Here is a 26355-nt window from a genome sequence, read left to right as displayed (position 1 = left end):
ATCAGTCAGCTTACGGAGCGGTCGCACCAGGCTTGGTCTTCTTCGATCAATCTGCGGGTGCGCTGCGACTCTTCGTTGTCAAGAAACGTCACGCCGCGCAGGCGTGATCGCACCATGGGCAGCGAGACCACGCCCGACCGGATGCCGGCGCGTATCCAGCGGCGGTCGCGTGGCTCGCCCCGGGCGTACTTGGAGATGGCCGCGTCGTTCGGGTCGAGGAACCAGGCGGTGAGGCTGTCCCGGGACACCGGGATGAGGCGGGCTCGCCAGCCTTCGGGGAGGGTCGGCAGGGCGGGAGTGACGGCGTCGAGGAAGTACCCGTGACCCTGGTGCCATGGCGAGTTCTCTCCGAGCGCTGCCACGAGGTCGAAGGTGCGGTCGGGGTCGTCGCGGGTGTAGCAGTCGACGTCGTTGGACAGGGTCATGTCCTCTGGAACATCGAAATGGTCTTCCAGTCCGAGAATGGACAGGCTGCCGATCACCACGTAGTCGCTGTGGCCCGAGAGTTCGCGAGCCTTGGCTAGCAAGGCGAAGAGTGCGTCGAGGTTCATGTGTGCAGCCCCACCCAGGGCGAATTCTGGCGCAGGGCCGTGCCCCATCCGTCGGCATCCGCAACCATCTCTTTCGCCAGCTCCTGCACTGGCAAAGCGAGCAGCGCCGCCCAGCGATCCACATAGTCTCGGCTGCTGAGCTGCTCACGCCGCCAGCGATCGACCGTGTCGCGCGCCCGCTGGATGAGGCCCTCGCGCTGGGCGGGCTCTACTGTCAACAGGTCCAGGGCAATGCGGTGGTGGCGGATGAGCCGGTCTTTCTCGATGCCCGCCTGCTGCAGACGCGCGAGGCGGCGTTCGGCCATGGGATCCTGTGCTGCCCTTGCAGCCCCAAGGAAAGCGGGCGACATCACGAGGGCCTGCACCTTGCCGTGCCGCTCGATGGCCACCGGCGCGAGCGCGGATGCCTTCATGAGCTGGCCGAAGTTCTGTTTGGCTTGTGTCGAAGAAAACTGCTGCATGGGTGGACATCCACAGGTCGTCTAAATATTGTCCATATTAGTCTGAAATGGACAATGCAGTGGTGCCCAGATGCTTGACACTAGACCGACCGGTCTATAGATTCAAGCCCATGACCGAAACAACCACGCCCGGCACCCGCGAACGCCTGATCGCCGCGATGACCGATGCTCTGCGTCGCCGTGGCCTGCACGGCATCGGCCTGACCGAACTGCTGGCCCAGGCCGGCGCACCCAAGGGCGTGCTGTACCACCACTTTCCCGGTGGCAAGACGGAGCTGGCGGTGGCCGCCATCGACGATGTGGTCGCGCGCATGCTGGGCTGGCTCGACGGCCTGCTGGCCAAGAACGCCGATCCCATCGAGGCCACCCGACGCTGGATGGCGGGCGCCACCGCGCGGCTCAGCGACACCGGCTTCGAGTCGGGCTGCCCGCTGGCCACCGTGGCGCTGGAAAGCACGCCCGACGACCACGCCCTGCGCGAAGCCCTGGCCCGCGCCTTCGCCACCCTGCGCGAGCGCATCGCACTGGCTCTGGAGCAGCACGGCGAGCCGCGCGCGCAGGCCCAGGGCATCGCCGCGCTGATCGTGGCCACTTACGAAGGCGGCCTGCTGCAGGCGCGGGTGGCCCAGAGCAGCGATCCGATCAACCTGGCCACGCAGACCCTGCTGTCGCTGCTGGCCGCTCGCGGCCCAACGGCAGCACGAACCGGAGAACCGTCATGAACACCTTCCCGCCCACCGACGCCCACAACCAGGCCGTGCGGACCGAGCGACTCACCCTGACCGCTGCCGACGGTTATCCACTCGTGGCACACCGCTTTCACAGCCCCATGCCGCCACAGGCCCACCTGGTGATCGGCGGCGCGACCGCCGTGCCGCAGGGCTTCTACAAGCGCTTCGCCGAACACGCCGCGCGCCGTGGCTTTGACGTGCTCACGCTGGACTACCGCGGCATCGGCCAGTCGGCCCCCCGCACGCTGAAGGGCTTTCGCATGGACTACCTCGACTGGGGCCGGCTGGACCTGGCCGCGGCCGTGGAAGCCATGCGCCAGCCGGGTGTGCCGCTGTACCTGGTGGGCCACTCCTACGGCGGCCATGCGCTCGGCCTGCTGCCCGACCCGGGCGCGGTGGATGGCGCCTGGACCTTCGCCACCGGCGCCGGCTGGCACGGCTGGATGCCGCCGCTGGAGCGCCTGCGCGTGCTCTTCATGTGGCGCGTGCTGGGCCCCGTGTGGACGCGCATGAATGGGTACCTGCCGTGGAGCCGGCTGGGCATGGGCGAAGACCTGCCGATCGACGTGTACCGCCAGTGGCGCCAGTGGTGCCGCTTCCCACGCTACTTCTTTGACGACCCGGAAATGCAAGCCACTACCGCGCGTTTTGACGAGGTGCGTTTTCCCATCGTCGCGCTCAATGCGCTGGACGACGCCTGGGCGCCGCCGGCCTCACGAGACGCCTTCATGGCCGGCTACCGCAACGCCCAGGTGCGCAGCGTCACGCTCGACTCCCACCGCGCGGGCCTCGGTGCCATGGGCCACATGGGTTATTTCCGGCCCAAGGCCCAGCCGCTGTGGAACGAGGCGCTGGACTGGTTTTCCAAGCTCTCGCAGCACCGCGCCGCAGGGGCTTGAGCCCCCACGCTGCGGAGGGGCTCAGGTGCAGCGCTGCAGGCGTTTGCCCGCCATCGCATCGCCCAGAGCGTCGATGGCAGCGCGTTGCGATTCGGTGATCGACGGCAGGCGCAGGTTGGTGCTCACACTCTCGGCGCGCTCTTGCGCCACCTTGGCGGTACGGATGCCATCGCGCTCGGTCTGCTGCCGAGCTTGCTGGGCGGCGGCTTCGCTGGAGAACGTGCCGAGTGCCAGGCCAGGCGCCAGCCCGACCGCCGTGATCTCGCGATACGTCACCCCCAGCGCACGCAGCTCATCTTTCTTGCGATCGAGTTGCTGCTGGTTGTCGTAGCGCCCCATGTAGACGATCCAGCGACCACCGCTGCGCACCTCGGTGAAGGAAAAGCCGGATGCGGGCAGGCCGAGCAGCGCCAGTTCGGCGCGCAGCAACTCGGCCTGGGCTTCGGTGAACCCACCCGCCTGCCAGCACGCGCGCGTGCCGTTGTCGACCGGCGGTGCAGCCACGGGCGCAGGCTCAGGGGGTGTGGGTGTCGGTGCGGGGACCGGTTCGGGTGCTGCGGCCACGGTGGCCGCCACCGGTGAGGCCGGCGGCTGCGGCGTGGGCTCGGCTCTGGGACCGTTGAGTAGGCGCAAGACCTCGGGCTTCACCTGTTGTGTCAGGCGCTCAGGCTCGCGTTGCTCCGCGGGCTTCAGGCCCAGCGTGTCCAGGTAGCCCTGCGACCACGCAAAGTAACCCGCGTTGGCCAGCACCAGCAACCAGATGACCCACCTCAGCACGGGCGCACACTCACTTCGGCGCTGTTCACCGTCTGCATGCCGTGCTCGGTGAGCACCTGCAATGCGCCCTCGTCGTTCACGCCGCAGGCTGTGCCGCGCGTGCCGTCTGAGAGCTGCACCGCCAGGCCCTGCAAGGCGTCCAGTTGTGCAAAGCGCTGGGCAAACGCGGCAAAACCCTGCGAGGCAAACGCCTGGATGTCGCCCACCAGCGTCGGTGCCACGCGCTCCAGCACCTCCCCCGGTGTGATGCCTACAAGCACCTCGGCCAGGCCGGCCGGGGCCATGGCCGTGACCGCCGAGCCGTCGGGCACCAGCGCGGCCACCGCCGACACCTCGGGCCGCGCCACGTTGATGCCCACACCGATCACCACCATGCGCTGGCCCTGACCGGCCTCACCGGTGCTGGCCGTCTCCACCAGAATGCCGCCGATCTTGCGCTGGTGCAGCCAGAGGTCGTTGGGCCACTTCAGGCGCACGTCGGGGTGCAGGCTGCGCGCCAGGCTCACGCCCACCGCCAAGGACAGGCCAGACCAGCTCGTGGGTGCCAGGGGCATGGCCAACGAGAACGTGAGTGATTGACCCACTTTGCTGTGCCAGCCCTTTCCAAGCCGTCCGCGCCCGGCGGTCTGGTCCTCGGCGGCCAGCAACACCGGCTCCATCAGGCCGCTGCGCGCGCGGCGCATGAGCTCGCTGCTGGTGGAGTCGATGCTGGGCAGCACCTCGACGGTGAAGCCGGGCAAGGTGGGTTCGACCGCTTGCCAGACGGCTTCGGCGTGACGGATCAGGGAGTCGGCCATGGGCCGTTCAGCCCAGTCTGGACGCGCGACCCGCGCGCTTGGGTGCGAGCAGCGTTCCGCGGCATTTCTTCGCGCCGCACCAGCAGGGGTACTCGGCCTTGAGTTTGGGCGTGTAGGGCTCGTCGATCACCAGGCCGTAGTCGTAGAACAGTTCTTCGCCCGCCTGGATGTTGCGTTGAGCCCGGATGAACACCCGACCCTCGTCCACCTCGGCTTCGCAGTTGGGCGCGCAGCTGTGATTGATCCAGCGAGCCGAGTTGCCGCCGTGCTTGGCGTCGATCACGTGTTCTTCGTCGATGTGGAAGTAGAAGGTGTGGTTCGGATCGGTCGGATCGTGCGGGTGGCGGCGCAGGGCCTCGTCCCAGGTGATGACCTCGCCCACATATTCAATGAGCGTTTCGCCCTCGGCCAGGTCCACCACAGCGTAGACCCCGCGGCCGTGCACGCCGGACTTGCGCGTCTGGATGCGCCGGCCGGCACCATTCGGCTTCAGGGCCAAGGCTGGTTTTTCGGCGGGCGCGCTCGACTTTTTGGGGCTTTTCGTCACGGCCGGAATATTTGGTAAGGTTGTTTCATGCAGGTGCGCGCGAGTGTGCGCGTGCCCATGTGCGCGTGTACACGCGCGTGGAAAGTTGATTGTAGAGATGAAAACTGCTGAAGGTTTCGCCAAAACCCTGGTCATTGCCGAGAAGCCATCCGTGGCCCAGGACATCGTGCGTGCGCTCACCCCGGTGGCGGGCAAGTTCGACAAGCACGACGACCACTTCGAGAACGATCAATACGTGGTCACCTCCGCCGTGGGGCATCTGGTGGAGATCGCCGCGCCCGAAGAATTCGACGTCAAGCGCGGCAAGTGGAGCTTTGCCCACCTGCCCGTGCTGCCGCCCTACTTTGAACTCAAGCCGATCGACAAGACCAAGTCGCGCCTGTCGGCGGTGGTCAGGCTGGCCAAGCGCAAGGACGTGGCCCGCCTCATCAACGCCTGTGACGCGGGCCGCGAAGGTGAACTCATCTTCCGCCTGATCGAGCAGTACGCCGGTGGCCTGAAGGGCGGCAGCTACCAGACCCTGGGCAAACCGGTGCAGCGCCTGTGGCTGCAGTCCATGACGCCCGCGGCCATCCGTGACGGCTTCGAGCACCTGCGCACCAACGAGCAGATGCAGGGCCTGGCCGACGCCGCGCGCAGCCGCTCCGAGGCGGACTGGATGGTCGGCATCAACGGTACGCGAGCCATGACGGCGTTCAACTCGCGCGACGGCGGCTTCTTCCTCACCACGGTGGGCCGGGTGCAGACGCCCACGCTGTCCATCGTGGTCGAGCGCGAAGAAAAGATCCGCGCCCACCGCAGCCGCGACTACTGGGAGATCCACGCCAGCTTCCTGGCCGAAGCCGGCGAGTACCCCGGCAAGTGGTTCGACCCGGCCTGGAAAAAACCCACCGGCGAGGACGCCGACCTGGAACAGCGCGCCGACCGCGTCTGGAGCCAGCGCGAAGCCCTGGCCATTGCCGAGGCGGTGCGCGGCAAGGCCGCCAGCGTCAAGGAAGAAAGCAAGCCCACCACGCAGGCCAGCGGATTGCTGTACGACCTGACCAGCCTGCAGCGCGAGGCCAACGGCCGCTTCGGCTTCTCGGCCAAGACCACGCTGCAGCTCGCGCAAAGCCTGTATGAGCGCCACAAGGCCTTGACCTACCCGCGGACCGATTCGCGCGCCCTGCCCGAGGACTACCTGCCCACGGTGAAGGAAACTTTCGAGATGCTGGCCGGCAGCGGCATGAAGCACCTGGCGCCACACGCGCAGACCGCGCTCGGCAACGGCTACATCCGCCCGAGCAAACGCATCTTCGACAACAGCAAGGTGTCGGATCACTTCGCCATCATCCCCACGCTGCAGGCGCCCAGCGGCCTGAGCGACGCCGAGCAGAAGCTGTACGACCTGGTGGTGCGTCGCTTCCTGGCGGTGTTCTTCCCCAGCGCCGAGTTCATGGTGACCACACGCATCACCTCGTCGGTGGGACACCACTTCAAGACCGAAGGCAAGGTGCTGGTCAAGCCGGGCTGGATGGCCGTCTATGGCAAGGAAGCGGCCGAAGACGTCACCGATGCGAAGGAAGGCGACAAGGGCCAGAACCTGGTGCCGGTGCGCGAAGGCGAGACCGTGCGCACCGAGACGGTCGAGCCCAAGGGCCTCAAGACCAAGCCGCCCGCGCGCTATTCGGAAGCCACGCTGCTGGGCGCCATGGAAGGCGCGGGCAAGCTGGTCGACGACGACGAGTTGCGCGAAGCGATGCAGGAAAAAGGCCTGGGAACGCCAGCCACGCGCGCGGCCGTCATCGAAGGCTTGCTGACCGAGAAGTACATGTTCCGCGAAGGCCGCGAGATCATCCCCACGGCCAAGGCGTTCCAGCTCATGACGCTGCTGCGTGGCCTGGGCGTGGAAGAACTCTCCAAGGCCGAGCTCACCGGCGAGTGGGAATACAAGCTCGCGCAGATGGAGCACGGCCAGCTCAGCCGCGCCGCCTTCATGGCCGAGATCGCGGCCATGACCGAGCGCATGGTCAAGAAGGCCAAGGAATACGACCGCGACACCATCCCCGGCAACTACGCCACGCTGGCCACGCCCTGCCCCAACTGCGGTGGCGTGGTGAAGGAAAACTACCGCCGCTACACCTGCACCGGCAAGGACGGCGCCAGCGAAGGCTGTGGCTTCTCGTTCGGCAAGTCACCGGCGGGCCGCACCTTCGAGCCCGACGAGTCCGAACAGCTCCTGCGTGACAAAAAGATCGGCCCACTCGATGGCTTCCGCTCCAAGGCGGGTTGGCCCTTCGTGGCGGAGATCGTGCTCAAGTACAGCGAGGACGACAAGAACTGGAAGCTCGAATTCGACTTCGGGGACGACAAGAAGGGCGAAGAAAGCGGCGAGCTGGTGGACTTCACCGGCAGCGAGGCACTGGGCGCCTGTCCCAAGTGTGGTGGCGCGGTGCATGAGCACGGCGCCAACTACGTCTGCATCCGCTCGGTGCCCACCGAACAGCAGCCCACGCCCACCTGCGACTTCAAGAGCGGCAAGATCATCCTGCAGCAGCCGGTGGCGCGCGAGCAGATGAGCAAGTTGCTGGAGACCGGCAAGACCGATCTGCTCGACAAGTTCGTCTCCATGCGCACGCGCCGCGCGTTCAAGGCTTTCCTGGCCTGGGACAAGGAGGCGGGCAAGGTGAACTTCGAGTTTGCGCCGTCCAAGTTCCCGCCACGCAAGACGGCGGCTGGCGCGCCGGCCAAGGCCGCACCGGCGAAGAAGGTCGCTGCGAAAGCCGCGCCCGCCAAGAAGGCGCCTGCGGCCAAGAAGACCGCTGCCGTGAAGACGCCGAAAGCCCCGCGCAAGACCACCACCGCCACCGGCAAACAGCCCAGCGCCGCGCTGGCTGCTGTGATCGGCGAAGGCGCCGTCTCGCGCCCCGAGGTGGTGAAAAAGCTGTGGGACTACATCAAGGCCAACGGCCTGCAGGATGCTGGTGACAAGCGCCGCGTGAACGCCGATGCCAAGCTGGCGGCGGTGTTCGGCAAGCCACAAGTGACCATGTTTGAAATTGCCGGGCTGCTGAGCCCACATCTGAACTAGCCCCCACGCTCCGCCGCTTCGCGGGTCGCTGCCCCCCGAGGGGGCGCAATCCGGCTTGGGGCGGCCCGGCGCCGGATTCTTGACACTCGCTTGGATACAACTCTATGAGCCTGAAACTTTATTTCGCCCCCGGCGCCTGCTCCTTCGTGCCGCACGCCATGCTCGAACTCGCCGAAGTGGCCTTTGAGCCCTCGATGGTGAAACTGCACAAGGGTGAGCAGCGCTCGCCCGACTACCTGGCGTTGAACCCGCGCGGCCAGGTGCCCGTGCTGGTCGATGGCGACGAGGTTGTCACCCAGATCGTGGCGATCCTGCTGTACCTGGACGAGAAGCTGCCCATGGCCGGCATCCTGCCGCCAGCAGGCCTGGAGCGCGCCCGCGCCCTGCAGGTGCTGGCCTGGATGAACAACACCGTGCACCCCACCTTCACCCATGTGTTCATGCCGCACAAGTTCACCGACGACGAGGCCGCTCAAAAGGCGATCCGCGACTTCGGCGCGGCGAGCTACCGCGGTCTGCTGGGTGAGATCGAAGCCATGGCCTCCCAAGCCGCACCCTGGATGGTGGGAGCGCGCCCTGGCGCGCTCGATGCATACGCCCTCACGCTGCTGCGCTGGGGCGGTTATGCCGGCATCAACCCAGCGGATTTCCCCGCCACTTGGGAACTGGTGCAGCGCTTCGCCGAATTGCCCGGCGTGGCCCGTGCGATCGAGCGCGAGAAGCTGCAGCTCAACGTGTACAAGCCCGCCTGAGCCGGCGTCACGGTCGGCACACTATTCCTGCACGACCTGCGGCTTGGTGGGTGTGAATCGCACCGACACCCGCAGGCCACGCCGGCTGCGTTCCGGGTGGGCGTCTTCCATCGACACCGTGGCGCCGTGCTGCTGTGCGATTTCCAGCACGATCGCCAGGCCCAGGCCCGAGCCGTCGACGTTGGTGCCCAGCGCCCGGTAAAACGGCTGCATCACGAACTCGCGCTCGTTCTCCGGAATGCCGGGGCCGTCGTCTTCCACCTGCAGGATCTGCACCCCGCTGAAGCGGTCCAGCAGCACGCGCACCGTGACCACGCCGCCCTGCCCGGTGTAATGGATCGCGTTGTCCACCAGGTTGCGCACCATTTCCTGCAGCAGCGTCGGGTTGCCGTCCATCAAGCAGTCGTCGGGTGTGTCGTCCGGGCCTTCAAAGCCGAGGTCGATGCCGGCTTCCAGCGCGCGGGGCACCGAGTCCTGCACCACGTCGGGCACCAGCCGGGCGAGGTCAATGCGCGCGCTGGGCAGCGTGCGGCCGGTGGTCTCGGCGCGGGCCAGAGCGAGCAGCTGGTTCACCGTGTGCGTGGCGCGCGCGCTGGAGCGCGCGATCTGCTGCAGCGAGCCGCGAATCTCCACCGGATCGGTCTCGCGCTGTGCCAGCTCGGCTTGCATGCGCAGGCCCGCCAGCGGCGTCTTGAGCTGGTGGGCGGCGTCGGCCAGAAAGCGCTTCTGGGTGGTGAGTGAGGTCTTGAGCCGGGTCAGCAGGTCGTTGATCGACGACACCAATGGCGCAACCTCCTGCGGGATGAACGACTCCTCGATCGGACTCAGGTCGTCGGGCTTGCGTGCGCGGATGCGCTGCTCCAGTTCGTTGAGCGGACGGATGCCGCGCACCAGCGCCAGCCACACCAGCAGAACCGCCAGCGGCAGGATCACGAACTGCGGCACCATCACGCCCTTGATGATCTCGGTGGCCAGCGTCGATCGTTTGCCTTTGGTCTCGGCCACCTGCATCAACACCAGGCGCTGGGGATCGTGGCGCGCCAGCCAGGTGTAGGCCACACGCACTTCGTCGCCACGCACCACGTCGTCGCGCAGCAGCACGCGCCCGGGCTCGGGTGCTTCGTTGTCGCGTGGGGGCGGGAAGTCCAGCTCTCCGCTGATGAGCGTTCCGCGCGGATCGAGCACCTGGTAGTACACGAGGTCGCTGTCGTCGGCGCGCAGCAGGTCGCGTGCCTGCGCGTTGAGTTTGAAGGTGATCTGATCGTTCTCGCGCACCACGAACTGGGTGAGTGCCTGCAGATTGAACTCGAGCGCGCGGTCAAACGGTTTGCTGGCGATGCCCTGTGCGACGAACCAGGTGAGCGCCAGCGACAGCGGCCACAGCAATAGCAGTGGCGTGAGCATCCAGTCGAGAATTTCCCCGAACAGGCTGCGCTGCTCGCGCTGGAACAGGCCGAACCCCTTCGGCGCCAGCCGGCTGTCCGCCGGTGGCAGCGGCTCGCTGAAAGTCCGGCCGTCAGCTGGCGATTTTTTCAAGGCAGTAGCCCAGGCCGCGCACCGTGGCGATGCGGATCGGACCCTTTTCGATCTTCTTGCGCAAGCGGTGGATGTAGACCTCGATGGCGTTGTTGCTCACCTCTTCGCCCCATTCGCACAGCCGCTCGACCAGCTGGTCCTTGCTGACCAGGCGCCCGGCTCGTTGCAGCAGCACTTCGAGCAAGCCGAGTTCACGCGCCGAGAGTTCGACCATCTTGCCGTCGATGGTGGCCACGCGCCCGGCCTGGTCGTATTCGAGCGGGCCGTGGCGGATGGTGTTGGTGCTGCCGCCCATGCCGCGGCGGGTGAGCGCGCGCACCCGCGCTTCGAGTTCCTGCAGAGAGAACGGTTTGGCCATGTAGTCGTCGGCCCCGTAGTCCAGTCCCTTCACGCGCTCCTCGATGCTGTCGGCCGCGGTGAGCACCAGCACCGGCAGGGTGGAGCCGCGCGAACGCAGCCGCTTGAGCACCTCCAGGCCGTGCAGCTTCGGCAGGCCCAGGTCGAGGATCAAGAGGTCGAACTCGTTGTTGGTCATCAGGGCCGCGTCGGCTTCGCTGCCGCTGGACACGTGGTCCACCGCGGCGCCAGCCGCTCGCAGGCTGCGCAACAGGCCGTCGGCCAGGACCTGGTCGTCTTCTGCAATCAGGATGCGCATGGGAAAGTCTCCTGTGCTGATCGGGCAGCATTGTTATGGAGCCGCGGCGCGGGTGCGCGCGGGATTCAAGCCAGGTCCATTTTAGGTCTCATACCCCACGCCGTAGCCTGTCGGGTGGCGGGCTTTCACCGTGGCGGCACGGCCGCGCGCGCACCGGGTGCTTCCGACCCATAGGCCTCCAGGCCCAGCGCCACCACGGTGGCGACCGCATCGCCCACCTGCGATCGGAACTCGGTCTCGGCTTGCGCCACCGCGGCGCGGAAGGCGTCCAGCCAGAGCAGGCCGGTGTCGGTGAAGACGATGCGACGGGCCCGGGCGTCGCGCGGGTCGGGTTCGCGACGCACCAATCCCCAGGCCTCGCACTGCGTGACCAGGTCGCCCATGGCCTGTTTGCTCATGCCGGCCTGGTGCGCCAGCTCGGTCAGGCGCGAGCCGTGCAGGCCCAGGTGGCGTGTGATGTGGATGTGCGCCGCGCCCACCTGCGCGCGCGCGGCGAGGTGGGAGAGCGCCAGCGGCACATTGGCGTCGTGCGCCATCAGGCTGAGCACGCGCTCGTCGAAGCGGCGCAGCGCCAGGCCCATCAGCCGACCGAGATGGCCGCCTCGCCAGCGGTCGTCGGGTTCTGCGGGCGTTTGCGGGGTGTTTTGCGGCATCCGTTAATGGTAAGGCAAACTGACCAAATAATGCCTCGTTTGATTTCAACCCGGCTGTAAACTGCTGTTCAAGCATCCAGCCTGTACACAACCACACAGGTTTTGCCAACCCTTCCAACCCAGCCCAGGAGCCCCCATGGACGCACCCGTCAAGCCCAACCCCCTCAACAGCGAAAAAGCCAAGGCACTGCAGGTCGCGCTGGCCCAGATCGAAAAGCAATTCGGCAAGGGCACCATCATGCGGCTGGGTGAAGGCGAGGTGATCGAGGACATCCAGGTGGTGTCCACCGGGTCGCTCGGCCTGGACATCGCGCTGGGCGTCGGCGGCCTGCCGCGCGGCCGTGTGGTGGAGATCTACGGCCCGGAATCCTCGGGCAAGACCACGCTCACGCTGCAGGTGATCGCCGAGATGCAGAAGCTCGGCGGCCAGTGCGCATTTGTCGATGCCGAACACGCGCTGGACATCCAGTACGCGCAGAAGCTCGGTGTGAACCTGCAGGACCTGCTGATCAGCCAGCCAGACACCGGCGAGCAGGCGCTCGAAATCGTCGACAGCCTGGTGCGTTCCGGCGCGGTGGATCTGATTGTTGTGGACTCGGTGGCCGCGCTCACGCCCAAGGCCGAACTCGAAGGTGAAATGGGCGATTCGCTGCCCGGCCTGCAGGCCCGCCTGATGAGCCAGGCGCTGCGCAAACTCACCGCGCACATCAAGAAGACCAACTGCATGGTCATCTTCATCAACCAGATCCGCATGAAGATCGGCGTCATGTTCGGCAGCCCCGAGACCACCACCGGCGGCAACGCGCTCAAGTTCTACGCCTCGGTCCGCCTGGACATCCGCCGCACCGGCACCATCAAAAAAGGCGACGACGCGATCGGCAACGAAACCAAGGTCAAGGTGGTCAAGAACAAGGTCGCGCCGCCTTTCAAGACGGCCGAGTTCGACATCCTGTTCGGCGAAGGCATCAGCCGCGAGGGCGAGATCCTCGACCTGGGCGTGGTGCATCGGGTCGTCGAGAAGTCGGGCGCCTGGTACGCCTACAACGGCGAGAAGATCGGCCAGGGCCGCGACAACTCGCGCGAATTCCTGCGTGAGAACCCCGAGTTGCGCGTCGAGATCGAGAACAAGGTGCGCACCGAGCTGGGCGTGCCGCTGCTGCCGGTGGAAGAGGCGCCTGCGCCGGCCAAGGGCGGCAAAGCTGCCAAGGCGGCCAAGGCCGAAGCCGCCGAGAAGGCGCGCGAAGCCGACACTTCGCCGTTGGCCGAGTGAGCGGTGCACTCACGGTGTCAACCGTGAGCGTGTGACGCGATGCGCCCCCACGCTCCGCACTTCGTGTCGTCGCTGCCCCCCGAGGGGGCGCTGGCCCTCGTTGGGACGGCCCGGCGGAGGTCCTGACATGGGCTTCAACCAGATTTCCCTCAAAGGCCGGGCGTTGCGCCTGCTCTCGGGCCGCGAACATTCGCGGGCCGAGCTGCAGCGCAAGCTCAGTGCTCATGAAACCGAACCGGGTGAGTTGACCCGGGCGCTGGACGAGTTGGAAGCCAAGGGCTTCATCAACGAGCAGCGCGTGCTCGAATCCGTGGTGCACCAGCGTTCGGTGAAACTGGGTGCCTCGCGCGTGCGCCAGGAGCTGCAGGCCAAGGGTCTGAACCCAGAGGCCGTTGCGCAAGCGGTGGCCGATCTTCAAGGCACCGAACAGGCGCGGGCCCACGAGGTCTGGCGCAAGAAATTCGGCGCTCCCCCGCGCGACGCGGCCGAGTACGGCAAGCAGATGCGCTTCCTGCTCACGCGCGGCTTCAGTGCTGAGGCTGTGCGGCGCGTGGTGCGCGGTGGATCAACGCCAGACGACGACGAAAGCTGACCTCATCCAGGTCTGGAGGGCGAGGCGACGGCGGGCGCGATCGGGCCGCGCAGCATGCGCCAGGCCAGCAGCGCACTCGCGACCATGATGGCCGTGCCCAACCATGCAGCCGCCTGCATGCCATCGACAAAGGCCATGCGAGCGGCACTGCGAAGGGCTTCGGCCACTGGCGCAGGCAACGCCTCGGCCACGGTGAGTGCGCCCCCCAGCGTGGAGGCGCCCGCCACCGCGTCGGTCGACATCCCGGAAGGCATCCGAGCCTGCAAGCCGCTGCGATAGAGGCTGGTGGCCAGGCTGCCGAACACGGCAATGCCCAAGGCGCCTGACAACTCCGAGCTGGTTTCCGACAGCGCCGAAGCGGCGCCCGCGCGCTCGGGTGGCGCCGAGCTGATGACGATGTCGTTGCCCAGGGTGAACACTGGCGCCATGCCCAGGCCCATGAGCACCATGCCTCCGATCAGCCAGGCCAGTCCATGCTCGCTGTCCACCAGCGCCATGGCGGCAAAGCCGACGGCCGCCACCACGAGACCGGCCACGATGGTTTGCGGTGCGCGCAGCCGCTGCGCGATCGCTGGCGTGAGCATGGAGCCCACCACGAAGGACAGTGCCCACGGCACGGTGCACAGGCCCGCCATCAGTGGCGACAGACCCAGCACGAGCTGCAAATGCTGCGAGACGAAGATGTAAACCCCGAACATGGCAAACGAGGTGAGCGCGTACGTGCAGATGGCCGCGGCAAACCGGGGTTGACCAAACAGTTGGAGGTCCAGCAACGGGTACGCGATGCGGCGTTGGCGGCGCACAAATGTCACACCCGCAACGAGGCTCAAGGCCAGAGCCACCCCGGTCAAGGGCCCCAGGTGGCCCTCCGCCGCCTGTTTGAGAGCAAACACACCGCCCAGCACTGCGGTAAGTGACAGTGCGACGCTGCCCAGATCCAGCCGACCGGCGTGGGCGTCCCGGTACTCAGGCAGCAGGAACGGCCCCACCATGAGCAGCAGCACCATCACCGGCACCGCAGCCCAGAAGATCGCCGGCCAGGCAAAGTACTGAAGGATCACGCCACCCACCAACGGACCGATCGCGCCACCCACCGAATAGCTGGAGATCCAGATGCCGATGGCCACGCGTCGCTCGCGTTCGTCGCGGAACATGTTGGAGATCAGCGAAAGCGTAGAAGGCGCCAGCGTGGCACCGGCGATGCCGAGCAGCGCGCGGGTGGCAATCAGGGCGTGGGCGGTGGTGGACAAGGCGGCGGCCACCGAGGCCGCTGCGAACGCGGCAGCACCGATGAGCAGCATGCGCCTGCGGCCCAGCTTGTCGCCCAGCGTGCCCATGGTGATCAGGAAACCCGCGACCATGAAGCCATAGATATCGATGATCCAGAGCAACTGCGCGGCCGTGGGCTGCAGGTCGGCACTGATGGCGGGCAGGGCCAGGTTGAGCACCGTGAGGTCCATGGCGTAGACCAGACACGGCAAAGCGATCACGGCCAAAGCGACCCATTCGCGGCGTGTGGCCTTGGGCGGGGCGATGTCGATCAAGCGTTGCGCAGCGGCCATGTGAGTCTCCTCGGCGTTCGTCGAGCGGTGGCTCCGTCAGAACGTCGAGGCCATCCATGCACACGACGAACGCGGCCCCTGCCTTTCGACAGTCTGCGCGGACGCCTTACAAACCGAGCATCAGCTTCAGGTTTTGCACCGCGGCGCCGCTGGCACCTTTGCCCAGGTTGTCCAGCCGCGCCACCACCACGGCGTGGTGCGCCTGCTCGTTGCCAAAGACGCGAATCTCGAGCTTGTTCGTGTCGTTGAGCGCGAGCGCGTCGAGCTTGCCGGACTCGTTGGCGGCTTCGGCGCTCACCCACTCGCTGCCGGCGTAGTGTTTCGCGTAGATCGCGTGCAGGTCGGCCAGCGTGGGTTGGCCAGGCAGGGTGTCCAGGTGCAGCGGCAGTTCCACCAGCATGCCCTGGGCAAAGTTGCCCACCGCCGGGATGAAGATGGGGCGGCGCGTGAGGCCGGTGTAGGCCATGATTTCCGGGATGTGCTTGTGCTGCTGGCCCAGCGCGTACAGCTCGTAGGCCGGCGCTTCGCCCTTCTCGTAGGCCTCGATCATGGTTCGCCCGCCACCCGAATAACCGCTCACCGCCGGCAGACAGACCGGGTGATCGGCGGGCAGCACGCCGGCGTCGATCAAGGGGCGCAGCATGGCAATGGCGCCGCTGGCATAGCAGCCAGGATTGGCCACACGGTTCGCGCTGACCACGGCCGTGCGCTGATCGGCAGCGAGCTCGGGAAAGCCGTACACCCAGCCCGCAGCCGTGCGGTGCGCGGTGGAGGCGTCGATGATCTTGGGCTGGTGGCCGACCATCGCATCGACCATGGCCACCGACTCACGCGCTGCGTCGTCGTGCAGGCACAAAATGACCAGATCCACCTGCGCCATCAGCTCACGTTTGGCTTCCGGGTCCTTGCGGCGCTCGGGCGCGATGCTCACCACCTCGATGGTGGGCATGCGCTGCAGCCGTTCGCGAATCTGAAGTCCGGTGGTGCCTGCTTCTCCGTCGATGAAAACCTTGGCCATGGCCGATCTGCCTTGTCAGTGAGGATTCAGGAGGGCGTCCAACAATCGTTGTGCGCCGCGTGTCCGCAGTGCGCGATTTTGGTGCGATGCACCATGATACAGTCCTCGGTTGCTGATTTTCAGTGCCCGCCTTTCGGCCCGCCCGCTGCGGTCGGTCGACGATTCCTCTACCCATTCCTGAGAGAGCCCTCATGAAGATCCACGAATACCAAGGCAAGGAAATCTTGCGCCAGTTTGGTGTGCCGGTGCCCCGCGGCATTCCGGCTTTCACGGTGCAGGAGGCGGTGGAAGCCGCCCAGAAGCTGGGCGGCCCCGTGTGGGTGGTCAAGGCCCAGATCCACGCCGGTGGCCGTGGCAAAGGCGGTGGCGTGAAGGTGGCCAAGACCATTGAAGACGTCAAGCGCATCGCGGGCGAAATCCTGGGCATGCAGCTCAAGACCCACCAGACCGGCCCCGAAGGCCAGAAGGTGCGTCGCCTCTATATTGAAGATGGCGCCGACATCAAGAATGAACTGTATGTGTCGCTCGTCACCGACCGCGCGAGCCAGAAGGTGGCGCTGATCGCATCGAGCGAAGGCGGCATGGACATCGAGGAAGTGGCACACGCCACGCCCGAGAAGATCATCACCGAGATGATCGACCCGCTGACCGGCATCACCGAAGCACAGTCCCGCAAGGTCGCGGCCGCCATCGGCCTGACCGGCGCTTCCGTCGACCAGGCCGTGGAGATCTTCTCCAAGATCTACAAGTGCTACATGGACACCGACGCATCCCTGGTGGAAATCAACCCGCTGAACTGCGACTCCAAGGGCAACCTGTTGGCTTTGGACGCCAAGTTCAACTTCGACGCCAACGCCTTGTTCCGCCACCCCGAAATCGTGGCCTACCGCGATCTGGACGAAGAAGATCCGGCCGAGATCGAAGCCAGCAAGTTCGACCTGGCCTACATCAGCCTGGACGGCAACATCGGCTGCCTGGTCAACGGTGCCGGCCTGGCCATGGCCACCATGGACACCATCAAGCTGTTCGGCGCCGAGCCGGCCAACTTCCTGGACGTGGGCGGCGGTGCCACCCCCGAGAAGGTCACGGAAGCCTTCAAGATCATGCTCAAGAACGACAAGGTCAAGGCGATCCTGGTCAACATCTTCGGCGGCATCATGAAGTGCGACACCATCGCCACCGGCGTGATCACCGCCTGCAAGGCGACCAACCTCAACGTGCCGCTGGTTGTGCGCATGAAGGGCACCAACGAAGAGCTGGGCAAGAAGATGCTGGCCGAGTCCGGTCTGCCGATCATCAGCGCCGACACCATGGCCGATGCCGCTCAAAAAGTGGTGGCTGCTGTCAAAGCCGCTTAACACCCCGCACGCGCCAAAAGGAATCCACCATGTCGATCTACATCAACAAAGACACCAAGGTCATCACCCAGGGCATCACGGGCAAGACCGGTCAGTTCCACACCGAAAAGTGCCAGGAATACGCGAACGGCAAGAACTGCTTCGTGGCCGGCGTGAACCCGAAGAAGGCCGGCGAGTCGATCTTCAACATCCCGATCTACGCCTCCGTGAAGGAAGCCGCGTCAACGACCGGCGCCACCGTGTCGGTGATCTACGTGCCGCCCGCAGGCGCTGCCGCTGCCATCTGGGAAGCCGTTGAAGCCGACCTCGACTTGGCGATCTGCATCACCGAAGGCATTCCGGTCAAGGACATGCTCGAAGTGCGCAACCGCATGAAGGCCAAGGAAGCCGCTGGTGGCAAGCGCACCCTGCTGCTGGGCCCGAACTGCCCCGGCCTGATCACCCCCGACGAGATCAAGATCGGCATCATGCCCGGCCACATCCACCGCAAAGGCCGCATCGGCGTGGTCTCGCGCTCGGGCACGCTGACCTACGAAGCCGTGGCACAGCTGACCGAAATCGGCCTGGGCCAGTCCAGCGCCGTGGGCATCGGTGGCGACCCCATCAACGGACTGAAGCACATCGACGTGATGAAGGCCTTCAACGACGATCCCGACACCGACGCCGTCATCATGATCGGTGAGATCGGCGGCCCGGACGAAGCCGAAGCGGCTCTCTGGTGCAAGGACAACATGAAGAAGCCCATCGTGGGTTTCATCGCCGGCGTGACCGCGCCCGCTGGCAAGCGCATGGGCCATGCCGGTGCCCTGATCTCGGGTGGCGCCGACACGGCCGATGCCAAGCTGGAGATCATGGAAGCCTGCGGCTTCACGATCACGCGCAACCCGTCCGAAATGGCCAAGCTGCTGAAGGCGCTCCTGTAAACAGAGGCGCGCATCGTGAAAAGGGCAACGCTTGCGTTGCCTTTTTTTTCGTCCGCGGCTTGTGTGCGACATCAAACACACAGATCTGCTTGCTCCTAACGCGCGCCTTGAAACAAAATGCAACACCTTGGGTTCAATGCCAGTCGCAGATGCCCGATGAGCCATGTGAAGACTCGCTGTATGGCGAGTCACACAGCCCGCATTGAAACCAACCCGGTCTTCCCCATCCGTGTCCACCAGCCAACGCCAGAGTCGGCCCAAGCGCATACGCCCTCTGTGGCGCTCGGACGCCGCCATGGGCTTGGCGGTCGTCGCGTCTGTCTTTGCCTTGCACGCCGTCACCGATTTTTTCAGTGGGCTGGAGCGCCGCTTTTTCGACGTGGCCAGCACCCAGACGGCCCGGCAGCCCAGCGATCGCATCGCCATCATCGCGATCGACGACCAGAGCATCGCCAACATCGGCCGCTGGCCATGGCCGCGCGAAGTGCATGCCCAGTTGATTGACCAGCTCAGTGCCGCCCGGGCCAAGACCGTCGCTCACACCGCCTTCTTCTTCGAACCTCAGACCGACCGCGGACTGGTGCAATTGCGCGAACTGCGCGGGATGCTCGATGGATCTGCCGCTGGCAGCGCGCCACTGACCGACCTCGGCGAGGACGGGCGCCGACGCTTGCAGGGCTTCATCGGCCAAGCCGAGCAACAGCTCGACTCCGACGCCCGCCTGGTGGCCAGCATGGCGCGCGCTGGCAACGTCATCATGCCGTCGGTGTTTGAGCTCGGTGAGTTGCAAGGCCGCGCTGATCAACCCCTGCCTGCGTTTGCGCAGCGCAGCGCCATTGCCGACAGCGCTGCCTTTGGCGTGTCCGCCCTGCGTTCGCAACAGCCGTTGCCGGCCATTGGCGAAGCCGCTCGAGCCGTTGGCCATCTCAATCAGTTGCCCGATGTCGACGGCTCGGTGCGCCAGGAGGGTTTGCTGGTCCAGTTCGATGGTTTTGCCGTGCCCTCCATGGGCCTCGCCATCGCCGCCAACAGCCTGAACCTCACGGCCAAGGACATGCTGATGGTGCCCGGCGAAGGTGTGCAACTGGGCCGCAGCCTGATTCCGACCGACGGCGCTGCCCGCCTGCTGCCCCAGTTCTATCCCGATCGCGATGGCAAACCCGCGTTTGCCGTGGACTCGTTCTACGACGTGCTCTCTGGCCGCATCCCGGCCAGCAAATACACCGACAAGATCGTGATCATTGGCGCCACGGCCGCTGGCGTGGGCACCTTGTTCACCACGCCGGTGGCGGCCGCCATGTCGCCGGCCGCCATCCTGGCCCACATCACCTCCAGCATCCTCAGTGGTCACCACATCGTGCAGCCGGTCTGGGGTGGTCTGGCGGTGCTCGGCGCGCTGTTGCTGGTCGTGGGCTACGTCGTGGGCGTCCTGCCACGCGTGTCGGCGGCTGCGGGCGCGGCCTGCACGGCGGTGCTGTTTGTGGCGCTGCTGGGCATCGAATTTGGTTTGTTGTCGGTCGCGGCCACCTGGCTGCAACTGGTGTTCCCGGCGGCGCTCCTGCTCATCGGTCATCTGGCGCTGACCACGCGCCGTTTTCTGGTCACCGAGGCGGGCAAGGCCAAGTCCGATGAGGAGTCGGCCGAGACCAACCGCATGATGGGGCTGGCGCTGCAAGGGCAGGGGCAACTGGACATGGCCTTTGACCGCATGCGCCGCGTGCCTTTCAGCGACGCACTGATGGACAACCTCAAGCACCTGGCGCTGGACTTCGAGCGCAAGCGCCAGTTCAACAAGGCCGAGGCGGTGTACGAGCACATGGCCAGGCTGGACCGCAACGATGCCGACGTGCAGCGGCGCTTGAAGCGAGCGAAGAGCCTGTCGGAGACGGTGGTGCTCGGGGGCGGCTCTTCGCACCCGGGTGGCACCCTGCTGCTGGACAACGGCGGCGTGGAAAAACCCATGCTGGGGCGCTATCAGGTTGAGAAGGAGCTGGGCAAGGGCGCCATGGGCGTGGTCTACCAGGGCCGAGATCCCAAGATCGGCCGCACGGTGGCGATCAAGACACTGGCGCTCAGTGCCGAATTCGAAGGCGCCGAACTGGTCGATGTGCGTGAACGCTTCTTCCGGGAGGCCGAGACGGCGGGCCGGCTGCAACACCCCAACATCGTCACCATCTTTGATGCCGGTGAAGAGCACGATCTGGCCTTCATCGCCATGGAATTCCTGCCCGGTCGTGATCTTGTGGCGTTCACCCGCGCTGGCAACCTGCTGCCGGTGTCCACCGTGCTCGTCATCGGCGAACAGGTGGCCGCTGCGCTGGATCATGCGCACCGTCAACAGGTGGTGCACCGCGACATCAAGCCTGCCAACGTCATGTACGACGCAGCAACCCGGTCGGTCAAGGTGACCGACTTTGGCATCGCGCGCATCACCGGGTCGAGCAAGACCAAGACCGGCATGGTGCTGGGCACGCCCAGTTTCATGTCGCCCGAACAGCTCGCCGGCCTGCACGTGGACGGCCGCTCTGACCTGTATTCGCTGGGTGTGATGCTGTTTCAGCTGCTCACGGGCGCGCTGCCGCTCAAGGGTGAATCCATGGCCGCGCTGATGTACCAGATCGCCAACCAGCCCGCGCCAAGTGTGCGCAGCCTGCGGCCAGAACTCTCCCAGGCCCTGGCCGGCGTGCTGGAACGCACCCTGGCCAAGTCGCCGGGGGATCGTTACCAGACGGGTGCTGAACTGGCCGCCCAGTTGCGGCGTTGCGCCCACCCCGGGGTCGATGCCGCCCTGCCTCAGGCGAGTCAGGCCGAAACTGGCGAAGACATGTTTGAAGCGACACATGCCTTGCCACGCGATGCTGAAAACGCCCTGGCTGCCACGCTTGTCACGCCGCAGCACGACTCGGCACGTGGTTCCTGAAAAGTCAACATCGTTCTGCGGGTATAACTTGACCTCTATGAATTTTGAGTATTTTTGTCTGACCGATCCGGGTCTGGTTCGTGACAACAACGAAGACTCGGTATCGCTCGATATCGAGAACCAGATTGTGGTGTTGGCCGACGGCATGGGTGGCTACAACGCAGGCGAAGTGGCCAGCGCCATGGCCACCACTTTCATCAAGACCGAGTTGGGACGCTGGATGGCCGAGGGCGGCGTTGATGCCAGCGTGCGCGAGTTGCGCCGCGCCATGGAAATCTGCATCGACAACGCCAACCGTTCCATCTTCAACGCCGCCAACTCCAATCCGCAATACGCCGGGATGGGGACCACGCTGGTGATGGGCGTGTTTCTGGGCACGCGAGCCATGATCGGTCACGTGGGGGACTCGCGTTGCTACCGCCTTCGCGAAGGCAGCTTCGCGCAAATCACGCGCGACCACTCCCTGCTTCAAGAGCAGATCGATGCCGGCCTGATCTCACTGGAGCAGGCTCAATACGCCACCCACAAGAACCTGGTGACGCGCGCGCTGGGCGTGGAAGACACGGTGTTGCTCGAAGTCAACGAATACCGGGTAGAGGATGAAGATCTCTACCTTTTTTGTTCAGACGGACTGAGCGACATGATGAGCGACGAGCGCATCGCCGCCATACTGATCACCGCCGGCACGCTGGAAGAAAAAGCCCAGGCCCTGGTAGACGCCGCCAACGACTGCGGGGGGCGGGACAACATATCGGTGATACTGGCGTATGCTCGTTCCAGGCCCGTGCGCAAGGGAATACTCTCGCGCATGCTGGGCAAGTAATTCAGACTTCGACCAACAAATCTACAGGTTCCAGAGGAGTCGGCCATGCCGAAAATGATCGTTTCCATCGACGGTGTCGTCATCAAGGAAGTGCAGCTCACCAAAGACCGCACCACGCTGGGCCGCCGTCCCTACAACGACATCGTGATCGACAACCTGGCCGTCAGCGGTGAGCACGCCGTCATGCAGATGTCCGGCATGGACGTTTTCCTCGAAGACCTCAACAGCACCAACGGCACCTACGTCAACGGCAAGGCGATCAAGAAGCAGCAGCTGCAAAGCGGTGACACGGTCGAGATCGGCAAGTACAAGATCAAGTTCGTGCACGAAGGCGCCAGCGAGAGCCACGAGAAGACGATGGTGATCAACGCCGGCTCCGTTGTTGCCCCCGAGCCCACGGTGGCCATGGTCGTGGCCAATGCAGCCATCAAGGTCATGTCGGGCACGGCAGCTGGTCGCGAGGTGCCTCTGGTGAAAGTCGTCACCACCATTGGCAAACCGGGTGTGGCCGTGGCCGCCATCACCCGCCGCCCGCACGGCTTTGTAGTCGCGATGGTCGAAGGCGTGCAAAAGCCCACGATCAACGGCAACCCCATCGGCACCGACGCAGTGAACCTGCGCCACGGTGACCTGCTGGAACTGGCCGGCACCAAGATGCAGTTCGTGCAGCAGTAATTCCCCGCACGCCTCGCCTTCGTCACGAACGCCCACGGCGCCTGAGCACGCTCTGAGCTTCATTCCCTCCAGGGCTTGCGTTGTCGCTGGCAGGCAGCGCCTTGATGGGATGGCCCACAGCGCTGAACCCTGTCACCTCGTGCGCCACCAAAATGCCAAAAAAGTCCTTTACCGCGTGTACGCGGAAAGGTAGCCTCGCGCAGGCAGTTGCCGCCGGATCCCGCGTGGGACGGCGTGACACATCCATCGAATCGATTCAAGCCTCGCAACCCAGGACCGGCTCGGCCGGCCACACCATGCCAAACAGCCAATGAGGGTACGCGTGCTGGGGTGCTCCGGAGCCATTGCCCATGGTTGCCGCACCACCTCGTTCCTGCTCGACCACGACGTTCTGATCGACGCCGGCACCGGCGTGGGTGACCTCACCCTGGACGAGATGGCGCAAGTCGACCACGTGCTGCTGACGCACTCGCACTTGGATCATGTGGCGTCGCTTCCCCTCATGCTGGACGCCGTGGCTGCCCGCCGACTGTCCGCAGGCGCGCGGCCCCTGCAAGTGCACGCCTTGCCCGGCACCATCGCTGCCCTCAAGGCCCACATCTTCAATAACCTGATCTGGCCCGACTTCTCCGCCATCCCCAGTGCCGAACGCCCGCTCATGCGCTTCGTGCCCATTGCCGTGGGAGAGGTGTTGCAGGTGTGTGGCAAGGCGGTCGAAGTGCTGCCGGCCGTGCACACCGTGCCTGCGGTGGGCTTTGCCGCCGCCTCGCCATCGGGCCACTGGGTGTTCAGCGGCGACACCGGACGCAACCCCGCCTTCTGGCAGCGCGTCAACCAATTGCCCGTAGCCCTGTTGGTCATCGAGACCGCCTTCAGCGACCGCGAAGAAGCCCTCGCCCGGCGCAGTCTGCATCTGGCGCCAGGCCTGTTGGCCGAGGAACTGGCGCAGATCGACCACAGCCAGCACTATCCCATCTACATCACCCACACCAAGCCTGCCGAAACCGGGCTGATCATGGACGAGATCCGCCGCTTCGATGATGCGCCGCAGAGTGCGGGCACCATCCACCACGACATCCGTTGGCTCAGCGCGGGGCAGACGTTCGACCTCTAAGGAGGTGACAAAAACGGTTCTTGTCGTTGAGGGTGACAAAAAATGTCGGTCAACAGCCGACCAGATGTCACAAACCGTCACTGAGGGGCGGTTAAGCGTGAAAAAGGATGCGGAAAATACCCCAGTTCGAGTTGGCACGCCGTCTGCTCATAGACATGCGTTCCCAACCCAAACCCCCAAGGAGTTTTCTCAATGAAGCGTTCCATGCAAAAAGGTTTCACCCTGATCGAACTGATGATCGTGGTGGCCATCATCGGTATTCTGGCTGCTGTGGCTCTGCCGGCTTATCAGGACTACACGGTTCGTGCTCGCGTAACGGAAGGTCTTTCCCTTGCAGGCGCCGCCAAGCTGGCTGTCGGTGAAAACAATGCCAACGGCAATGCGTTCGGTGCAGGCTACGGCGGCACTGTGGCTACGCGGTCGGTGGGCGCCACTACGTGTGTGGCAGCTGGTGCATGTACTGTGGCAGAACTCAACACGGCATTCGATGCTGGCGCCGCAGGCATCGGGATTGATCTGGAAACCGGCAACATTACCATCGGTTTTCTGCCTGCAGTGCAACCAGCAGCCACGAGCCTACTCGTGCTGAACGTCACCGCAAACGGAGCAGCGCTCGCAGGTGGTACTGCAACGGCTAGCACCCCGGCGGCTGTAAACCTGCGCTGGGATTGCTATGCGGCTGGTGTTGCAACCCGCGCCACTGCTGCAGTGACTGGTGGTGCTGCTGGCCCGACTCTGCCAGTTCGTTTTGCCCCTGCAGAATGCCGTTGATCTAAACGACCGGTCTACAAAAAAAGAGCGCTCTAGCGCTCTTTTTTTGTTTTGGTGTTGCAAGCTACGAACGCGAGCGAACTGGACGTCCACTGTTCATGCGTGCGCACCGCCGAAGCGATAGATGCTACTAGCAACGGTGGGCGCGCTGCCGCTAGGGGGGTTGCGTGCGTCGATGAGTCAAGACAAGAGTTGATATGTTTGTGAGGAGCCATGACACTTTTTGGTTGTTGTCATCCAAAAGAGCGTGACAAACTGCTCAGAGCATTGCATCACGAGCTTGGTCCGCTCCTTGCGAGGATTCCACTGTCCCGCCCTCTATTCCTTCAAACAACGATCCGACCATGAAGCACTCACTACAACGCGGTTTCACCCTGATCGAACTGATGATTGTGGTAGCCATCATTGGCATTCTGGCCGCTGTCGCTCTTCCCGCGTATCAGGACTACACCGTGCGCGCGCGTGTGACAGAAGGCTTGGCACTCGCGGTTGCGGCCAAGCTGGCTGTGGTCGAGAACAATGCCGCCAGCAATGCGTTCGGCGCGGAGTATGCTGGTACCGTGGCGGCCCGCTCGGTCGGGGCGACAGCCTGCGCAATACCCGGGGGATGTACCGTGGCTGAACTCAACTTGGCCTTCACCACAGCAAATAGTCTTGGGGTTGGCATATCGCAGACTGCGGGCCACGTCTCCATTGGATACTCGCCCGTCGTGCAACCGGCCGCAACGAACCGCCTTGTGTTGAATGTGACTGACAATGGCACAGCTTTGGTTGGCACTGCCACCGGCAGCACGCCCGCAACTGTCAACCTAAGATGGGATTGCTACGCTGCTGGAGTAGGTGCCCGACTCGCGCTGCCTGTGGCTGGCGCTCCAACATTGCCAGTTCGTTTTGCACCAGCGGAGTGCCGATAGTCGTGCTTGGTCACCTGATGCGCAGGAGTCCGTTCAAGGCCCTTCCCTCATCGACAGGGACGAGCGTATATCAAGGTTTGCCACTTCGTGTTACCGCTTTGAATCATCATGACAATTCGAAACGCAGCTCAAGGAATCACGCTGTCAAACATGGCACGTTTGCGCTTCGCAACGCGTTGGGCGTTGGGGCATTTTGTGGTCAGCGCCATTGCGGTGGCCTTGGCGGCCAGCTTGGTTTTTCTCGCTTGGTACCCAGCTCCTTGGCGCCAGATGTTGGGTGTTGCTGCCATCTTTGGAGTCGTGGTGGCTGTGGACTTGGTTTGTGGCCCGATGCTGACATTTGTATTGGCGAGCCCACGGAAGACGAGGCGCGAGCGATGGGTGGACCTCACTTTGATCGCGCTCATTCAATTGAGCGCATTGGGCTACGGGCTTTGGTCGGTTTATGAAGCGCGACCTGTAGTTCTTGCCTTCGAAGTGGATCGACTGTTCGTCGTCACGGCGAACGAGGTGCAAACAGAATTTCTCGGCCAAGCTCCGCAACAACTGCAAACATTGCCTTGGGCCGGGGTAATTCGAGTGGGCCTTCGTCAATCAACATCCCCACAGGAATACCTAAGCAGTGTTGAGCAGTCGATTCAAGGCGTCACGCAGGCGATGCGCCCTAATTGGTGGAGCCCCTTCGATGACAAGGTGAAAACTGCCTTGCGCCAAAAAGCCAAACCTTTGGCCGAACTGATTGGCAAACGGCCTAAGCAAATCGACGAAATCCATGAGGCTGCCGAACGCACAAGGCACAAAGTGGACAATCTGTATTACCTGCCTTTGACTTCAAGCAAGGATATAGGTTGGGTGGTCTTGCTTGACACGTCAGGTGAAATCGTCGGGCACGTGCCAGTCGATGGTTTTGATTGATCCTGGCAGGGCACAGCCTCGGCGACCTCGACGAGATTCACAGCGCCGCAGGAAACCCACTACTTTTCCGC

Annotated in this window: 25 protein-coding genes; 15 read left to right on the top strand and 10 right to left on the bottom strand. The window is 64.8% G+C overall.

Going from position 1 to position 26355, the window contains the following annotated elements; genetic code table 11:
- Positions 1 to 5: 5 nt before the first annotated feature.
- Together ASE11_RS05145 and ASE11_RS05140 are read right to left on the bottom strand one after the other, a co-directional pair.
- Positions 6 to 551, bottom strand: coding sequence for a DUF6036 family nucleotidyltransferase (locus ASE11_RS05145; RefSeq protein WP_056267306.1), 546 nt, complete (start codon positions 549 to 551; stop codon positions 6 to 8).
- Positions 548 to 1012 carry a type II toxin-antitoxin system Phd/YefM family antitoxin gene (locus ASE11_RS05140; protein WP_056267303.1) on the bottom strand — a complete coding sequence of 155 codons (465 nt, stop codon included), beginning with the start codon at positions 1010 to 1012 and terminating at the stop codon, positions 548 to 550. Before ASE11_RS05140 ends, ASE11_RS05145 begins: the two co-directional genes overlap by 4 nt.
- A 110-nt stretch (positions 1013 to 1122) precedes the next feature.
- Here ASE11_RS05140 and ASE11_RS05135 point away from each other — a divergent pair, with 110 nt between their 5' ends.
- Positions 1123 to 1734: a TetR/AcrR family transcriptional regulator gene (locus tag ASE11_RS05135; protein WP_056267299.1), complete on the top strand. Its 612-nt coding sequence runs from the start codon at positions 1123 to 1125 to the stop codon at positions 1732 to 1734.
- Positions 1731 to 2642 carry an alpha/beta fold hydrolase gene (locus tag ASE11_RS05130; RefSeq protein ID WP_056267294.1) on the top strand — a complete coding sequence of 304 codons (912 nt, stop codon included), beginning with the start codon at positions 1731 to 1733 and terminating at the stop codon, positions 2640 to 2642. Before ASE11_RS05135 ends, ASE11_RS05130 begins: the two co-directional genes overlap by 4 nt.
- 21 nt (positions 2643 to 2663) lie before the next feature.
- Here the strand turns inward: ASE11_RS05130 and ASE11_RS05125 are convergent, their stop codons facing one another.
- Genes ASE11_RS05125 through ASE11_RS05115 form a run of 3 tightly spaced genes read right to left on the bottom strand, consistent with a single transcriptional unit; the run spans position 2664 to position 4715 of the window.
- Positions 2664 to 3419 carry an SPOR domain-containing protein gene (locus tag ASE11_RS05125; RefSeq protein WP_056267288.1) on the bottom strand — a complete coding sequence of 252 codons (756 nt, stop codon included), beginning with the start codon at positions 3417 to 3419 and terminating at the stop codon, positions 2664 to 2666.
- Positions 3413 to 4216: a biotin--[acetyl-CoA-carboxylase] ligase gene (locus ASE11_RS05120; protein WP_056267285.1), complete on the bottom strand. Its 804-nt coding sequence runs from the start codon at positions 4214 to 4216 to the stop codon at positions 3413 to 3415. Before ASE11_RS05120 ends, ASE11_RS05125 begins: the two co-directional genes overlap by 7 nt.
- A 7-nt stretch (positions 4217 to 4223) precedes the next feature.
- The gene (locus ASE11_RS05115; RefSeq protein WP_056267402.1) at positions 4224 to 4715 is read right to left on the bottom strand and encodes an SET domain-containing protein; all 492 of its coding nucleotides are present in this window, start codon (positions 4713 to 4715) and stop codon (positions 4224 to 4226) included.
- Between the two features lie 145 nt (positions 4716 to 4860).
- On the opposite strand from ASE11_RS05115, the gene ASE11_RS05110 reads away from it, so the two are divergent.
- Both ASE11_RS05110 and ASE11_RS05105 read left to right on the top strand, forming a co-directional pair.
- On the top strand, positions 4861 to 7833 hold the full coding sequence (locus ASE11_RS05110; RefSeq protein ID WP_056267280.1) for a DNA topoisomerase III: 2973 nt from the start codon (positions 4861 to 4863) through the stop codon (positions 7831 to 7833).
- A gap of 104 nt (positions 7834 to 7937) precedes the next feature.
- Positions 7938 to 8585: a glutathione S-transferase family protein gene (locus ASE11_RS05105; RefSeq protein ID WP_056267277.1), complete on the top strand. Its 648-nt coding sequence runs from the start codon at positions 7938 to 7940 to the stop codon at positions 8583 to 8585.
- A 21-nt stretch (positions 8586 to 8606) separates the two neighbouring features.
- On the opposite strand, the gene ASE11_RS05100 is transcribed toward ASE11_RS05105, so the two are convergent.
- The 3 genes from ASE11_RS05100 to ASE11_RS05090 all read right to left on the bottom strand — a co-directional run bounded on the left by ASE11_RS05100 (position 8607) and on the right by ASE11_RS05090 (position 11429).
- The gene (locus ASE11_RS05100; RefSeq protein ID WP_056267397.1) at positions 8607 to 9989 is read right to left on the bottom strand and encodes a sensor histidine kinase; all 1383 of its coding nucleotides are present in this window, start codon (positions 9987 to 9989) and stop codon (positions 8607 to 8609) included.
- A 112-nt stretch (positions 9990 to 10101) separates the two neighbouring features.
- Positions 10102 to 10776, bottom strand: coding sequence for a response regulator transcription factor (locus ASE11_RS05095; protein WP_056267271.1), 675 nt, complete (start codon positions 10774 to 10776; stop codon positions 10102 to 10104).
- Between the two features lie 125 nt (positions 10777 to 10901).
- Positions 10902 to 11429, bottom strand: a complete 528-nt coding sequence (locus ASE11_RS05090; RefSeq protein ID WP_056267267.1) for a MarR family winged helix-turn-helix transcriptional regulator — start codon at positions 11427 to 11429, stop codon at positions 10902 to 10904.
- A 136-nt stretch (positions 11430 to 11565) separates the two neighbouring features.
- On the opposite strand from ASE11_RS05090, the gene recA reads away from it, so the two are divergent.
- Both recA and recX read left to right on the top strand, forming a co-directional pair.
- Positions 11566 to 12699: a recombinase RecA gene (recA, locus tag ASE11_RS05085; RefSeq protein WP_056267263.1), complete on the top strand. Its 1134-nt coding sequence runs from the start codon at positions 11566 to 11568 to the stop codon at positions 12697 to 12699.
- Positions 12700 to 12826: 127 nt separating this feature from the next.
- Positions 12827 to 13291, top strand: a complete 465-nt coding sequence (gene recX / locus ASE11_RS05080) for a recombination regulator RecX (RefSeq protein WP_056267262.1) — start codon at positions 12827 to 12829, stop codon at positions 13289 to 13291.
- A 2-nt stretch (positions 13292 to 13293) separates the two neighbouring features.
- Here recX and ASE11_RS05075 read toward each other — a convergent pair whose 3' ends face one another.
- Both ASE11_RS05075 and argC read right to left on the bottom strand, forming a co-directional pair.
- Positions 13294 to 14853 (bottom strand): MFS transporter, encoded by a 1560-nt coding sequence (locus tag ASE11_RS05075; RefSeq protein WP_156406243.1) that lies wholly within the window; start codon positions 14851 to 14853, stop codon positions 13294 to 13296.
- Positions 14854 to 14959: 106 nt separating this feature from the next.
- Complete coding sequence (argC, locus tag ASE11_RS05070) at positions 14960 to 15871, bottom strand: N-acetyl-gamma-glutamyl-phosphate reductase (RefSeq protein WP_056267259.1); 912 nt, start codon at positions 15869 to 15871, stop codon at positions 14960 to 14962.
- A 191-nt stretch (positions 15872 to 16062) separates the two neighbouring features.
- Here argC and sucC point away from each other — a divergent pair, with 191 nt between their 5' ends.
- From sucC to ASE11_RS05035, 9 genes are all read left to right on the top strand, one after another.
- Positions 16063 to 17229 carry an ADP-forming succinate--CoA ligase subunit beta gene (gene sucC, locus ASE11_RS05065; RefSeq protein WP_056267256.1) on the top strand — a complete coding sequence of 389 codons (1167 nt, stop codon included), beginning with the start codon at positions 16063 to 16065 and terminating at the stop codon, positions 17227 to 17229.
- 29 nt (positions 17230 to 17258) lie between these two features.
- Positions 17259 to 18152: a succinate--CoA ligase subunit alpha gene (gene sucD, locus ASE11_RS05060; protein WP_056267252.1), complete on the top strand. Its 894-nt coding sequence runs from the start codon at positions 17259 to 17261 to the stop codon at positions 18150 to 18152.
- Between the two features lie 229 nt (positions 18153 to 18381).
- Positions 18382 to 21072: a CHASE2 domain-containing serine/threonine-protein kinase gene (locus ASE11_RS05055; protein ID WP_235501196.1), complete on the top strand. Its 2691-nt coding sequence runs from the start codon at positions 18382 to 18384 to the stop codon at positions 21070 to 21072.
- A gap of 37 nt (positions 21073 to 21109) precedes the next feature.
- A complete protein-coding gene (locus ASE11_RS05050; RefSeq protein ID WP_056267250.1) occupies positions 21110 to 21895 on the top strand; it encodes a Stp1/IreP family PP2C-type Ser/Thr phosphatase in 786 nt (261 codons plus the stop codon).
- 45 nt (positions 21896 to 21940) lie between these two features.
- Entirely contained in the window at positions 21941 to 22570 is a 630-nt protein-coding gene (locus tag ASE11_RS05045; protein ID WP_056267247.1) for an FHA domain-containing protein, read from the top strand.
- A 310-nt stretch (positions 22571 to 22880) separates the two neighbouring features.
- On the top strand, positions 22881 to 23684 hold the full coding sequence (locus ASE11_RS05040) for an MBL fold metallo-hydrolase (protein ID WP_056267244.1): 804 nt from the start codon (positions 22881 to 22883) through the stop codon (positions 23682 to 23684).
- Positions 23685 to 23876: 192 nt separating this feature from the next.
- Complete coding sequence (locus ASE11_RS25215) at positions 23877 to 24455, top strand: pilin (protein ID WP_082585535.1); 579 nt, start codon at positions 23877 to 23879, stop codon at positions 24453 to 24455.
- A gap of 344 nt (positions 24456 to 24799) precedes the next feature.
- Positions 24800 to 25369, top strand: coding sequence for a pilin (locus tag ASE11_RS25210; RefSeq protein ID WP_082585534.1), 570 nt, complete (start codon positions 24800 to 24802; stop codon positions 25367 to 25369).
- Positions 25370 to 25477: 108 nt separating this feature from the next.
- The gene (locus tag ASE11_RS05035; RefSeq protein WP_056267242.1) at positions 25478 to 26284 is read left to right on the top strand and encodes a hypothetical protein; all 807 of its coding nucleotides are present in this window, start codon (positions 25478 to 25480) and stop codon (positions 26282 to 26284) included.
- Positions 26285 to 26355: the final 71 nt, after the last annotated feature.

Source organism: Hydrogenophaga sp. Root209 (assembly GCF_001428625.1).
Taxonomy (GTDB): Bacteria; Pseudomonadota; Gammaproteobacteria; order Burkholderiales; family Burkholderiaceae_C; genus Hydrogenophaga.
Note: the sequence above shows the minus strand (reverse complement) of the source record. Positions and strands in the feature narration are given on the sequence as shown.

Bases quoted from the DNA above. Each gene is read 5' to 3' on its own strand.
- ASE11_RS05130 (WP_056267294.1), top strand. From the start codon at position 1,731: ATGAACACCTTCCCGCCCACCGACGCCCACAACCAGGCCGTGCGGACC.
- ASE11_RS05105 (WP_056267277.1), top strand. From the start codon at position 7,938: ATGAGCCTGAAACTTTATTTCGCCCCCGGCGCCTGCTCCTTCGTGCCG.
- ASE11_RS05140 (WP_056267303.1), bottom strand. From the start codon at position 1,012: ATGCAGCAGTTTTCTTCGACACAAGCCAAACAGAACTTCGGCCAGCTC.
- ASE11_RS05050 (WP_056267250.1), top strand. From the start codon at position 21,110: ATGAATTTTGAGTATTTTTGTCTGACCGATCCGGGTCTGGTTCGTGAC.
- argC (WP_056267259.1), bottom strand. From the start codon at position 15,871: ATGGCCAAGGTTTTCATCGACGGAGAAGCAGGCACCACCGGACTTCAG.
- ASE11_RS25215 (WP_082585535.1), top strand. From the start codon at position 23,877: ATGAAGCGTTCCATGCAAAAAGGTTTCACCCTGATCGAACTGATGATC.
- ASE11_RS05145 (WP_056267306.1), bottom strand. From the start codon at position 551: ATGAACCTCGACGCACTCTTCGCCTTGCTAGCCAAGGCTCGCGAACTC.
- ASE11_RS05095 (WP_056267271.1), bottom strand. From the start codon at position 10,776: ATGCGCATCCTGATTGCAGAAGACGACCAGGTCCTGGCCGACGGCCTG.
- ASE11_RS25210 (WP_082585534.1), top strand. From the start codon at position 24,800: ATGAAGCACTCACTACAACGCGGTTTCACCCTGATCGAACTGATGATT.
- sucD (WP_056267252.1), top strand. From the start codon at position 17,259: ATGTCGATCTACATCAACAAAGACACCAAGGTCATCACCCAGGGCATC.
- ASE11_RS05135 (WP_056267299.1), top strand. From the start codon at position 1,123: ATGACCGAAACAACCACGCCCGGCACCCGCGAACGCCTGATCGCCGCG.
- ASE11_RS05100 (WP_056267397.1), bottom strand. From the start codon at position 9,989: ATGCTCACGCCACTGCTATTGCTGTGGCCGCTGTCGCTGGCGCTCACC.
- ASE11_RS05040 (WP_056267244.1), top strand. From the start codon at position 22,881: ATGAGGGTACGCGTGCTGGGGTGCTCCGGAGCCATTGCCCATGGTTGC.
- sucC (WP_056267256.1), top strand. From the start codon at position 16,063: ATGAAGATCCACGAATACCAAGGCAAGGAAATCTTGCGCCAGTTTGGT.
- recX (WP_056267262.1), top strand. From the start codon at position 12,827: ATGGGCTTCAACCAGATTTCCCTCAAAGGCCGGGCGTTGCGCCTGCTC.
- ASE11_RS05035 (WP_056267242.1), top strand. From the start codon at position 25,478: ATGACAATTCGAAACGCAGCTCAAGGAATCACGCTGTCAAACATGGCA.
- ASE11_RS05075 (WP_156406243.1), bottom strand. From the start codon at position 14,853: ATGGCCGCTGCGCAACGCTTGATCGACATCGCCCCGCCCAAGGCCACA.
- ASE11_RS05090 (WP_056267267.1), bottom strand. From the start codon at position 11,429: ATGCCGCAAAACACCCCGCAAACGCCCGCAGAACCCGACGACCGCTGG.
- ASE11_RS05120 (WP_056267285.1), bottom strand. From the start codon at position 4,216: ATGGCCGACTCCCTGATCCGTCACGCCGAAGCCGTCTGGCAAGCGGTC.
- ASE11_RS05045 (WP_056267247.1), top strand. From the start codon at position 21,941: ATGCCGAAAATGATCGTTTCCATCGACGGTGTCGTCATCAAGGAAGTG.
- ASE11_RS05110 (WP_056267280.1), top strand. From the start codon at position 4,861: ATGAAAACTGCTGAAGGTTTCGCCAAAACCCTGGTCATTGCCGAGAAG.
- recA (WP_056267263.1), top strand. From the start codon at position 11,566: ATGGACGCACCCGTCAAGCCCAACCCCCTCAACAGCGAAAAAGCCAAG.